This window comes from Francisella sp. Scap27 (assembly GCF_013394105.1).
Classification (GTDB): domain Bacteria; phylum Pseudomonadota; class Gammaproteobacteria; order Francisellales; family Francisellaceae; genus Francisella; species Francisella adeliensis.
In genome coordinates this window covers 731,538-744,422 of sequence record NZ_CP041326.1, presented here as the reverse complement: position 1 = coordinate 744,422, position 12,885 = coordinate 731,538, and the positions used below count along the sequence as shown (strand labels likewise).

Genomic DNA, 12,885 nt, shown 5'->3' with positions numbered 1-12,885 from the left:
TATATAGTAAGGTCGTGATCTAAGCATATAAATTTCTAGGTTAAGATATAACATCTAATGCAAGAAGTACTATAGATAAAATATTTATAACTAAAAGAGTTTTAGAAACACCTTTAATGCCGACAGTCATTATTCTAAATCCACTCCAAAGTAGTAACCCTAAAATAACTCCGTGAGTTATAGACCCCGTTAAGGGGATTATTAAGATAGTGAGTAATGCAGGTATTGCTTCTTGGATATTTTCCCATTCAATATCTCGAACAGTTTTTACCATATGTATACCTACTATAAAAAGTACAGGTGCCGTAGCTACAGCTGGAACTAAAGCAAGTAGAGGTGATAAGAATAAAAATGGAAGGAATAAAAAACCTGTAACAATAGCGCTAATACCTGTTCTAGCCCCAACCTCAATACCTGCAACAGACTCGATATAGCCTATAGCTGAACTAGTACCCAGAATACCTGATATGACACCTGAAATACCATCAACAGCTAGTATTTCCTTGAAGTTTCTTGGGTCGCCATTTTTATCTACTAGTCCACCAGCCTCACAAACTCCTATAGCTCCTGCCATACTATCAAACAAAATTGTAAAAATGAAAGCAAATATTGCTGGCCAAAGAGCAATGGATAGAGAGTTGATAAGGTCTAGTTGAGCAAATGTAGAGAAGTTTGGCATCGATAAAATGCCATTAAAATGAGTTGAAAGAGCTAGATTTGGAAATAGAAAATCTATTAGTAAATAAATAATAGTTATAAGAGCAACACCTAAAATCATTGCACTTGAGTATCTTAAATATATTAAGAATCCAGTGAATAATAATCCACCTAGAAATAAAGCAAATGAAATATTGAGTTTAGACATTTGAATCATATTTACAGGGTCTGATGATATTATATTTGCAGATTTTAAAGCAATTACAGCAATCAATAGACCAATACCTACGACAACTGCATGTCTTATCTGTTTTGGAATAGCCATTATTAGGATAGCTCTAATATTTGATAGTGACATCAGTGTAAATAATATGCCTGACCAGAAAACAACCCCTAGTGCTATTTGCCAGCTAACATTCATGTGCTGAACAATAGCATAAGTGAAAAAAGCATTAATTCCCATTCCCGGAGCAACAGCAATAGGATTGTTTGAAAAAATTCCCATTGATACACAACCTATAAAAGATACTAAAAGTGTAGCAGTTAAGGCTCCATCATATGGCACACCAGCTTGAGATAAAATCATTGGGTTAACAACTATTATATACATCATTGAGAGGAATGTGGTTATTCCACCAAGACATTCTTTTTTTAGTGAGAACTGTGAGTCTGTTGTAGCTGAAAGTATTTTAAAAAGCAATTTTAAATCCATCATAAAGAACTAGTATTAAGTATAAGAATTTTTCCTAAAAATACTAGTTGAAAGATTTGTTTATGTTAAATCTTAGATAGAAGAATTATGACCTTATCTACTATGCTTTAGTCATTTGTTAGACTATTGAGTCTTCTTGTTTCTACTTGGGCATTAGGAATAATTATTGCAATTATTAGACCGATAATTCCAACAGTGATTAAAAGAATACATAAGCCGACTGTAGCAGATGTGTATCCCATAATTATAGTTGCAATCATTGGGGCAAATCCAGAAAGTGATGCGCCGAATCCAAACCCAATAGAGCAACCTGTGGCTCTTACTCGGGGTGGAAAAATCTCAGTATAGTACGGTGTAGAAACACCTTGTATAATAGATGTTAGAACTGCCATGGATATAACCATACTAGCTACTATGAAAACTCCTTGTAGTTGCATTAGCATAACCATCGGAACAGTAAATATAAGTAATAATAGGTAGCCAATTATATGAGTTAGTTTTCTACCATATATATCTGACAGATACCCAAAAATAGGCATAACTATACACATCGCAACTATACTTATAGTATTTATCGCGAGAGCTGTAGACAGACTTAAGCCTAATTCCTGCTCCATATAAGTAACCATATATGTTATGTCTAGATAGTATAAAATCATTGCGGTTGTAGATAAAACTACAATTAATGAAAGTCTCCAACGATAATGTTTGAGGAGTTCTTGCATAGGCTTAATTTCAAGAGTACTATTTTCATCTTCTTTTATTTCTTCTTGAATTTTATCGTCTTCTCTAAAGAAAAAGTGCAACAACAACAGTAAAAAGCCTAAGGCAAAAGGAACTCTCCAAGCATAGTATTGTAGATTTTCTGGTAGTAAGTTTATAGATAGAAAGCTAACACCAGAGGCTAGTAGAAACCCAACTACAGATGTCGAGTAAGCAATTGCAAGATTAAAGCCGGTGTGTGTTTGATTGTCTTCTTCGGATGTTATAGTCATTAAATTACCAAACTGACCACCAGCTGAAAGTCCTTGGAATATTCTCACTACTATTAGTAATATTGGAGCCCAAATACCAATCAGGTTATAATCAGGTAAAAAAGCCATTACGACTGTTGGCACAGCCATCATGATGATAGCTAGATTCATTGCGTAGTGTCTACCAAGCCGATCACCGAGTCTACCAAAGAATATTGAGCCGATTGGTCTTGCTACAAAACCAGCAGCAAAAGCACCAAAAGTCGCGATTAGTGCTATAAAAGGATTAGAGTTAGGAAAAAATTGCACAGAAATGATTGTTGCAAAATAGCCATATAATGAAAAGTCATACCATTCAATAATATTGCCAAATGAGTGTTTAAAGGTTGTTTTGATTTGTTTGAACATAACAATTGTAGTTTGAAAATGAATCAAAGTATTTTGATTTATAAATAACAGTTATTTCTTATACTGCTGAACTACTAAGTTTTCTCCAGATTATTTTTAAATAGATAACATAGGCTAACATTTGAAACAAATATTTCAAGTTTTGCTCATTTTAGGTATAGCAGATAAGGCTTAATTTATATTTCTAATATAAGAGTCAAATATTTGTCTAATAACAGTTATAATATAGCTATGCTAACTTATGTTCAACTAATGTAATGACTATAGATCTGTATTACGAAAATGACTATCTTAGACAAGATAATAATATTAAGGTAAAGGAAAATTTCTCACCTTTTAGGCGTGACTACGCAAGAGTTATACATTCATCATCTTTTCGAAGATTACAATCAAAAACACAAATATTCCCAAGTTTTGAAAATGATTTTTTTCGTAATAGGCTAACTCATTCTCTAGAAGTTGCACAAATAGCGAAATCAATAGCTGTTAAACTTAACTATGACTATGGTTTGAACTTAGATTATGATTTGATTGAGACAGCTGCACTTTGTCATGATATTGGGCATCCTCCATTTGGACATAATGGCGAAGTTGCCTTAAATGAAAAAATGAAAAAATTTGGTGGCTTTGAGAGTAATGCACAGACTCTAAGACTTATTTCTCACACTGCAAAAAAAGATATTGATCAGAAACAAAGTTTTGGTTTAAACCTTACTTATAGAACTCTTGCTGCAACTATAAAGTATGATAATTTAATTCCAGAGAAAGCTGGTAAAGTCACAAAAGGGTATTATCAAGAAGAATTAAGACTAGTTGAGAGTATCAAGAAGAGTTTGCTTTCAAATAAAAGTATAGCTTCTGATAAAAGTTTTAAGACTATAGAGTGTTATATTATGGATGTAGCAGATGATATTGCTTACTCAACTTATGATGTCGAAGATGCATTAAAAGGTGGCTTTATAGACCCATTATCTATGGCGAGTATTGATGATAAGCTTATAGCTAAAATATTAGATGCTGTGCCGGATAATTTAAACATCACAGCAGAGGATGTAAAAAATATTTTAAAAAATATTTTCGCCGAAAAAATAGATTTTGATGGAGATTGTCGAGATATCTATCAAGCTTCTAAAAATATTGCAAATAATAGTCTTTTAAGAACAAAGCTTACATCTAAGCTTGTTGATAGTTGTATTCAAAACATCTCTTTTGATTTCAATGAGGAAGAACCAATACTTTCTAAGGTTTATTTGAGTGATGAAATCTCTAAACAAGTTGAAGTGCTTAAAAAATATATTCTTTTTAAAGTTATAAAGTCACCAAAGCTTAATGTTCTGCGTTACCGGGGTAGAGAGATAATCTCAGAAATCTTTGATATTTTGATAGAATCAACACCATCAGAAAGTTTGTTGCCTGATGACATTGGAGCTATATTTTATAGTGCTAAAACACCGCAAGTGAAAGCTAGGATTATAAGTGATTATATATCTTCGATGACAGATAGGTATATTATAGAACTTTACAATCAGTTTAAGTCAGACCCATCAACAATGATTTTTAAGCCATTGTCTTAGTTATAAGCTATTCAATTTCAGCTTTGTCTCCATGTACTTCTAGCCAATCACGACGATCTTTAGAGCGTTTTTTAGCTAAAAGTCTATCAAGAGTTTCATTATCATTATCTTCTGCAGATAATGTTAGTTGTAGAAGTCGACGAGATGACACATCCATTGCAGATTCACGCAATTGAGTGGGATTCATCTCACCTAGACCTTTAAAACGCATAATATTTATCTTACCAGTAAGCTTAGAATTTTCTCTAAGAATATTATCTTTTTCTAACTCATCAAGAGCATAGAAGGTACTTTTGCCAATATCGATTCTAAATAAAGGAGGTTGAGCGATATAAATATGCCCCTCCTTTATAAGCTTTCTAAAATGCTTTAAGAACATTGCACACAGGAGTGTTGCTATATGAAGCCCGTCTGAGTCAGCATCGGCTAATACGCAAATTTTATTATATCTAAGTCCTGATGTGTCATCACTATCAGGGTCAACTCCAATTGCAGTTGCAATGTTGTGCACCTCTTGAGAGTTCATGATAGTATCAGCATCAAGCTCCCAACTATTTAGTATTTTGCCTTTTAAAGGCATTACAGCTTGAAAATTTTTATCACGAGCTTGTTTTGCTGAACCTCCAGCAGAGTCTCCTTCAACGATAAAAAGCTCAGTAGAGTTTATATCTGAGCTAATACAGTCAGTAAGTTTCCCTGGTAAACGAATGGTTGTGTTCATAATACGTTTACGTGCAGTTTTTTTATCAGCATTAACACGCTTTTGAGCAATTTTGTTGATGTTTTCAATTATTTCTGTAGCTTCATCTGGATGCTGATTTAACCATATTGTAAGTAAGTCTTTAACTGTAGTTGCTACAAATGCTGTTACATCCTTATTAGAAAGTTTTTCTTTGGTTTGACCAGCAAACTGAGGGTTAGTGATTTTTACAGAAATTACATAGTTTAGTTGAGCAAAAGAATCATTAGCTGTGACTTTAATATTCTTAAGAGCTAAAGAGTTTTTATCAATATATGTTTTAATGGCATCGTAAACACCATTTTTAAGACCAGCAACATGCGTACCATCTTGAGGGGTGGGAATAAGGTTTACATAGCTGTTTTTAATTTGTTCAAGAGGGGCATCACACCAGCAAAATACAGCATCTAAAAAAGACTCGCCATTTGAGAAATTGTCGATAAAGAAAGGTTCTGCAGGTAAAGTTGCAGCATCTAACTTATGGTCTAAATATCCTTTTAGCCCAGCATTAAAATGCCAAGTTATTTTCTCTTTCTTTGCAATGTTAGAGTACTTGATTGTCAAATCTTTGCAAAGGATGGCTTTTGCTTCTAATAAATTCTTTAATGCTTTAATATTTATTTTAATATCATCAAAATATTTTTTATCTGGCCAGAACCTTACCTTTGTTCCTGTATTTTTTTTGCCAACTGTTCCTATTATTTGTAATTCTTGAGTTTTGATACCATCTTCAAAAACTATATGGTGAAGTTTGCCGTCTCGTTTTATTTCAGCTTCAAGTTTTGATGAAAGAGCATTTACTACAGATACACCAACACCATGTAAACCACCAGAGTGAGTATAGTTCTTATTATTGAATTTACCACCAGAGTGTAATTTAGTCATGATAAGTTCTATTCCTGAAATTTGGTGTTCAGGATGGATATCAACAGGCATTCCTCGACCATTATCTATAACTTCAATACTATTGTCTTCATAAAGATTTATTTCAATGTTACTTGCAAAACCTGCTAAAACTTCATCAACACTGTTGTCAACTATTTCTTGAACCAAATGATTTGGACTTTCAGTATTAGTGTACATACCAGGTCTTTTTTTAACTGGATCAAGACCCGTTAAAACTTCAATAGATTTAGCATTATAATTTTGCATTTTTAAAATTTAAGCAGATAAATATTTATGAATCAAATTTTATCATAGAATATTGGTTATAGGTAATATCAATCTATTTGGCTTAAAGATAATAAAGTTTAAAGTCTATTTTTTTAAAAAATAGCAACTGTAGGGTAAAAATATCGCTAGGCCAATAGTTGGTAGTATTACAAAAGCAAAAGCTAAGCAAAATTCACTACCAAAGTTGAGTTGGCTCATGATGGCTGTAGTTATAGAAGCTATGCCCATTTGCATAAAACCCATTATAGAAGAAGCCGCTCCTGCAGTAGTTGAAAAATTCTCTAATGCTATAGGTGTTAGTAAAGGAACACTAAAAGATACTCCTATGAAAGTTAATGATAGTATGAATGTTAAGGCTATTGAAAGTTCTGTTCCTGTAAGTAACTTGAACGCATAGACGCAAAGTATCCCAGAAATAAGAGTGCAGATCATACCAAAGTTTATTAGGAATTTATAACGGACTACTTTACTTATCTTAGCACAAAAAAGTGAACCAAGAACTACAGCTACAACCATTATAATAAGCAGGTATAAGAAGCTTGTTTTTTCTAACCGAAGAATATTGACAAATATATCTGGAGCCTCTATTAGACAAGCATAAATTACACTAATATTTATTCCTAAAACAAATGTTGCAAAAAAGAATTGATGATCTTTAAATAGAGATAGATATGTTTTGAATAAGTTTCTTGGTGTTAGGGCTTCATAGTTCTTTTCTTGAATAGTTTCTGGGAAGAAAATAGAAACCTTTATAAATAACATTGTTGCAGCAGCAAATAAAACCCAGAAGATTAATTCTGGAGTTAAAAATATGCCTAAAATAGCTCCTACGGCAGGTGCAAGAGCAAATGCTATATTCATAATTGCGAATACAGAACCTTGATCTTTGAGTTTAAAAACATCTTTAACAGCAACTGTTGCAATTACACCTCCAGCAGCAGCTCCGAATCCTTGTAGAAGCCTTGCGTAGATTAAAGTGTCAACATTTGGGCTTATGATACAAATAACAGAACTTAAAATAAAAAGTGCAGAGCCAATCAAGATAAGAGGCTTACGTCCAAACCTATCAGATAAAGGTCCATATAGTATTTGGCTTACTGAGTATCCAACCAAATAAGATGTAATTGTAAGCTGTACATGCGAATAATCTGTAGCAAGTATTTTTTTTAGTTCAGGCAGAGCAGGTGCATAAATAGTGTCTCCAAATGGACCCAATGAAACCATTAAAATTAAAATGAAAATCGATGGTTTTGCTGCTTTATACATTTATCCTCTACTTGTCATCTTTAGTGAAATCACCGATTACTATAGTTGCTTTTTTAAGTCTTTTGACTTTATCTTTTGTCACAGGAATAGGATTTTTAGATATAAATTCTTTGGCTTGATTTATATGTTTAATTTCAGAACCTCTGTCAACTTTATAATCACCTAATATAGTATCATATATTACTTTATCACTATAGGCATCAACTAAATATGCGTTGCCATTATCAGACTGGATAATGATTCCTTTTTCAGTAGGAACTAGTTTAGCTGATATCCCATGGTTAAATATTTTGCTTTTAGGGGTTAGCTTATAACGCCCTAAGTACTCACCATTAAGAGAGTTGAAAAAATGTAGATAGCCTTGATAATCGCTAACTACAATTAAACCCTTATAATAAACAGGCTCCGTTAGTTTGCGCCATTTTAAAGTATCATTTGTCCAAATCGTTTTGCCATTTTCGATATCAAAAGCTTTCAAGAGGCTGTCAGCTTGAGTGGAGAAAATCACATTATCATTTATAACCATATTATTTATGATAGATGATTTTTTAGCCCATAACATTTTACCGTTATCTTTATCTAAAGCGACAATAGCTCCTTGATAAGTAGCGAATATAAGATAGTCGCCGTATAGCATAGGGTTAGCATTTATATCTACCATTTTATCAGCAGGAGAGGAGCCGTGAGCTATAGCTATTGGTATGTTTATAGTTCTATCGCCTTCATCTACAGTAAAGCCAAGCACAGTACCAAATTCAGAACCAATCATCACTGTGTTGTTTAATACAATTGGCGAAGAGTTGCCTGGAAGTGAAATCTCTGGGACATTGTTTGAAACACTCCAGTTTTTACTACCATCTTTAGCATCAAATGAAGCAACTGAACCATCATGAGTATGAGTGTAAATAACACTATCATAGATGGTTGGTTGAGCAAACAAGCTACTTGGCATAGTTGTATGCCATAGTGTTTCACCTGTTTGAATTTCTAAAGCCTCTAAATCACCTTTTATTGAGCCAAATACTAGAGCATTGGCAATGGTGTTTGGTTGAGCAGATATATTCATATCAACATTTTTCTGCCATATAACTTTACCATTTGTTATGCCAAGAGCAAAGATTTGACCATTTTGATTAGGTACAAAGACAGTATCATTTTTAAAGACAGGAGCTACTTGATAGTTTGCAAGTCCACCATTTCCATTTCCTGTTTTAGTTCGCCATTTTACATGAACTGTAACATCACGAGGAGGAAACTTATCAAGAGGAGTTGGAGGTGGTACATTACTCTTTGAGCAACTACTTATTAAAAATGCTAAGAGAGAAGCAATTAAGCAAAAACGAATTATTTTCATATTTAATTAGTATTGTTTATAAGCTGAGAAATGATTTGTTTAAATTCTGGAGTACTGTTTGGATCTTGAGAAGCTTCTTTCCAGACTTTCAACGCCTTTGATTTGTCTCCTTTTTGAGCATAGGCTTGGCCTAGTATCATAAGAGGATAAGCATTATTATCTAAATCAGGAATGTTTTGTAATATTTTAATTGCATTATCAGTCTGGTTAGTTTGTATGTAAAGACTAGCTAACTTCGTATTTGTAATATTAGTCAAATTATCTTTTGGATTGTTGTTAGCACTATTGACTAGTGCTAATATAGCTTTGTTATAATCATTCTTTGAAACAGGTCTGTTTGAGTCTAATCTTTTTGCTGTTATGTAGAGATCGGCAACCTGCCAGCTAGCAAGAATCCCGTAGCTAGTATTAGGGTACATTGTCGTAACGCTATCAAAACTTGCTATTTTTTGAGAATTTGAAATACTAGGGTTTTCATTTGTAATTAAAGCTTTTTGGTATAGTGAAGAAGCTTCAAGCATGTTTTCACTATTTTTAGATTTAGAATATTGAAGTATGCCTACTATAATTATAGCAACAGCTACAATTATTAATACTAAATAGACAGCTTGCTTGTGCTTAGGTGATAAATCTTTTATGCTCATTTCGAGAATTATTTTTAATTTATATAAACTTACAACATATTATCATAAAAGTATTTTCGATGTTAAATTTTATTGTTACAGCGATTCTGCCTGTGCTAGAAATATTTATGATATAAAACCAATAACTTTTATGTTAAAATATCTCTTCTCATTCCTAGTTGAAATTACTGAAATTACTACAAATTAAATTATTATTATGGCATTAATATCTTTAGCAATTGACTACAAAAAATCAGCAACAGAAGTAAGAAGCGAGTTTGCTCTGTCTAGTTTTAATGTCGCAGACTTATATACATCAGTTTTAGAGATTAAAGATGTTGATTATGCTGTGATACTTTCTACCTGTAACCGTACAGAAATCTATCTTGAAATAGCAGATTTGCGAGTTGTGGATGATGTGTTGGTATGGTGGCAAGACCGAGTCGGCAAGACAAAACACTTATTAAAAGATTATTTTAAACTTCGTCAAGGTACAGAGGTTATAAAGCACCTTATGAAACTAGCCTGCGGACTTGAATCAATGGTATTAGGTGAACCTCAAATACTTGGTCAAGTCAAAGACTCATATACGCAAAGTAAAGAGAATGAAGCACTTGGTAAAGAATTGGATAGGGTTTTTCAAAAGGTGTTTTCAACAGCTAAAGCTGTAAGAAGTGGGACTAAGATTGGCCATTGTCCAGTATCTGTAGCTTTTTCTGCAATTTCATTAGCTAAGAAACAGCTTGAACATATAAATACTAAAAATGTATTGATAATTGGGGCTGGTCAAACAGGTGAGTTACTCTTTAGACATATCACAGCCTTGAGCCCTAAAAGAATAATGCTAGCTAATAGAAGTATTGAAAAAGCTGAAAAAATCACCAGTAATTTTAAGAATGCTGAAAGCTATAGCCTTGATATCTTGAATGATTTAATTAATGATGCTGATATTGTGATTGCTGCAGTATCTTTAAATGAATATATAGTCACACCAGCAAATGCTGGGGATAGAGCTAGAGTGTTTATTGATTTATCTATTCCTCAAGTATTAGACCCTGCATTGAGCGAAAATAGTATTTACTACTGTGTTGATGATATTAATAATGCTGTAGAAGAAGGCAAGGGAAGAAGGGAGCAAGAGAGTAAAAGAGCACACAAAATAATCGTAAAATCTCTTGAAGAGTATCTCGAAAAAGAAAAAGAGATTATTTCTAACAACGCTATATATGAACTTTTTCAGAAGGCTGATAATATGGTTGATTTTTCATTGGAGAAAAATTTGACTAAGATCAGAAATGGCAAAGATGCAGAAGAAATAATGAAAAGATTTGCTCACGAGATTAAGAAGAAAGTTTTACATTACCCAATAGTAGGAATGAAAGAAGCCTCAAAGCAAGGTAGAAATGAATGCTTAGTGTGTATGAAGCGCATGTTTGGTTTAAATTTGGAAAAATAAATGAAAGATTCTATAAAAGCAAAATTACAAAGCTTAGTCGAAAGACATGAAGAGGTAAGTGCTTTACTTAGTGATGCTGATGTAATTACTGATCAAAACAAATTTAGAGAGCTATCAAAAGAGTACTCTAATTTAGAACCTATAGTTAAGGCCTTTAAAGACTATACGCAAGCGATTGATGATAAAGCAGCAGCTCTTGAAATGATGGGAGAAAATGATGCTGAAATGGTTGAAATGGCTAAAGAAGAACTGAAGTTTGCTAATGAAGCTATTGAAAACCTTGAAAAAGAATTGCAAGTGCTACTTTTACCTCGTGACCCTAATGATGATGCGAATGTGTTTTTAGAGATAAGAGCTGGTACTGGTGGTGATGAGGCTTCAATTTTTTCTGGTGACTTATTTAAGATGTATACAAAATATGCAGAACAAAGAGGTTGGAGAATTGAGGTGATTTCGGCTAGTGAAGGTGAGCACGGTGGTTATAAAGAAGTTATAACTAAAATCAATGGAGATGGAGCTTATTCACAGCTTAAGTTTGAATCTGGAGCCCATAGGGTGCAACGTGTTCCAGCAACAGAATCACAAGGCAGGGTTCATACATCAGCTTGTACTGTAGCTGTTATGCCAGAAGTTGATGAAGTAGAAGGCATAGATATAAATCCAGCTGATCTTAAAGTAGATACTTTTAGGGCTTCGGGGGCTGGTGGACAGCATGTCAATAAAACAGATTCTGCAATTCGTATCACACATATTCCGACAGGAGTGGTTATAGAGTGTCAAGATCAAAGATCTCAGCATAAAAACCGTGCAGCGGCAATGGGGATGCTTAAATCTAGACTTATGCAAGCTCAGATTGATAAGCAAAACCAAGAGCAATCAGATGCTAGAAAAAGCTTAGTCGGTAGTGGTGATAGGTCTGAAAGAATCAGAACTTATAACTACCCACAAGGTAGGGTTACAGATCATCGTATAAATCTTACTCTTTATAAGCTTGATGAGGTTATGGAAGGTTCTGTTGACAGTATAATTCAACCACTAATACTTGAACATCAAGCAGATCTTTTAGCTACAATGTCTGATGAGTAACCTCGCAATATCTCAATTTATTAAATCTTCCGTTGATAATTTTGAATGTTCGGAAGCTTCCTCAAAAGCTACATTAAAACAAGATATACAAACTCTAATCTGTGATGAGCTTGATGTCGATAGAACCTATTTATATATTAATGCGGATAAAATTCTTAGCAGTGATATTGTTAATAGTTTGAAATTAAAGATTTTTCGACTGGAATCAGGTGAGCCTTTAGCTTATATATTAGGATATAAGTATTTTTGGGATCAAAAACTTTTTGTAACGCAAGATACTCTTATACCTAGAGCAGATACTGAGGTTATTATAGAAGCTATTTTAAGTGATATTGGCGATAAAAAGGTTAAACTAAAGATACTTGACCTTGGTACAGGTACAGGAGCTATAGCTTTAGCACTCGCAGGAGAATTATCTAATGCTAAGATTATAGCTGTTGATTATTTATCTAAAACTTTAGCAGTAGCTAAGAAAAATGCAGTAAAAAATGACTTACCAAATGTTGAGTTTATTCAAAGTGATTGGTACGAAAGTTTGAAGAATACTAAATTTGATGTTATCGTATCAAATCCTCCATATATCGATATAAATGATGGGGATATTGATAAGTGTGTGGAAGCTTTTGAGCCTGCGAAGGCATTGTTTTCAGAGGATGATGGTTTAGCTGATATTATAACTATAGTTAAAGGAGCAGCTTTTCATTTGAAGCAAAAAGGGAGCCTGTATATAGAGCATGGATATATGCAAGCTAAAGCAGTTAGGGAGATATTTGCTCAGCATGGTTTTTGTAATATACAAACTATCAAAGACCTTAATGGAAAGGATAGATGCACTAAAGCATTTATTTTATAGTGTAAGCATT

10 protein-coding genes are annotated in these 12,885 nt (G+C 33.3%); 4 read left to right on the top strand and 6 right to left on the bottom strand.

Annotated elements, in window-relative coordinates; genetic code table 11:
• Positions 1-40: 40 nt before the first annotated feature.
• A complete protein-coding gene (locus FLM55_RS03540; RefSeq protein ID WP_218644484.1) occupies positions 41-1,372 on the bottom strand; it encodes an NCS2 family permease in 1,332 nt (443 codons plus the stop codon).
• 104 nt (positions 1,373-1,476) lie between these two features.
• Positions 1,477-2,751, bottom strand: a complete 1,275-nt coding sequence (locus tag FLM55_RS03535) for an MFS transporter (RefSeq protein ID WP_178948060.1) — start codon at positions 2,749-2,751, stop codon at positions 1,477-1,479.
• 257 nt (positions 2,752-3,008) lie between these two features.
• Here FLM55_RS03535 and FLM55_RS03530 point away from each other — a divergent pair, with 257 nt between their 5' ends.
• Positions 3,009-4,325: a deoxyguanosinetriphosphate triphosphohydrolase family protein gene (locus FLM55_RS03530; RefSeq protein WP_178948059.1), complete on the top strand. Its 1,317-nt coding sequence runs from the start codon at positions 3,009-3,011 to the stop codon at positions 4,323-4,325.
• 7 nt (positions 4,326-4,332) lie between these two features.
• Here FLM55_RS03530 and parE read toward each other — a convergent pair whose 3' ends face one another.
• From parE to FLM55_RS03510, 4 genes are all read right to left on the bottom strand, one after another.
• Positions 4,333-6,216 carry a DNA topoisomerase IV subunit B gene (gene parE, locus FLM55_RS03525; RefSeq protein WP_178948057.1) on the bottom strand — a complete coding sequence of 628 codons (1,884 nt, stop codon included), beginning with the start codon at positions 6,214-6,216 and terminating at the stop codon, positions 4,333-4,335.
• Between the two features lie 105 nt (positions 6,217-6,321).
• Positions 6,322-7,503, bottom strand: coding sequence for a multidrug effflux MFS transporter (locus tag FLM55_RS03520; protein WP_178948055.1), 1,182 nt, complete (start codon positions 7,501-7,503; stop codon positions 6,322-6,324).
• A 7-nt stretch (positions 7,504-7,510) separates the two neighbouring features.
• Positions 7,511-8,857 (bottom strand): outer membrane protein assembly factor BamB, encoded by a 1,347-nt coding sequence (bamB, locus tag FLM55_RS03515; protein ID WP_178948053.1) that lies wholly within the window; start codon positions 8,855-8,857, stop codon positions 7,511-7,513.
• A 2-nt stretch (positions 8,858-8,859) separates the two neighbouring features.
• Positions 8,860-9,495 (bottom strand): tetratricopeptide repeat protein, encoded by a 636-nt coding sequence (locus tag FLM55_RS03510; RefSeq protein WP_178949055.1) that lies wholly within the window; start codon positions 9,493-9,495, stop codon positions 8,860-8,862.
• 202 nt (positions 9,496-9,697) lie between these two features.
• Here FLM55_RS03510 and FLM55_RS03505 point away from each other — a divergent pair, with 202 nt between their 5' ends.
• The 3 genes from FLM55_RS03505 to prmC are packed head-to-tail and all read left to right on the top strand — an operon-like array spanning position 9,698 to position 12,875.
• A complete protein-coding gene (locus FLM55_RS03505; protein WP_178948051.1) occupies positions 9,698-10,936 on the top strand; it encodes a glutamyl-tRNA reductase in 1,239 nt (412 codons plus the stop codon).
• Positions 10,937-12,022 carry a peptide chain release factor 1 gene (gene prfA / locus FLM55_RS03500; RefSeq protein WP_112869540.1) on the top strand — a complete coding sequence of 362 codons (1,086 nt, stop codon included), beginning with the start codon at positions 10,937-10,939 and terminating at the stop codon, positions 12,020-12,022. It abuts the gene before it with no gap.
• Entirely contained in the window at positions 12,015-12,875 is an 861-nt protein-coding gene (gene prmC, locus FLM55_RS03495; protein ID WP_178948049.1) for a peptide chain release factor N(5)-glutamine methyltransferase, read from the top strand. Before prfA ends, prmC begins: the two co-directional genes overlap by 8 nt.
• The last annotated feature ends 10 nt before the right edge of the window (positions 12,876-12,885 follow it).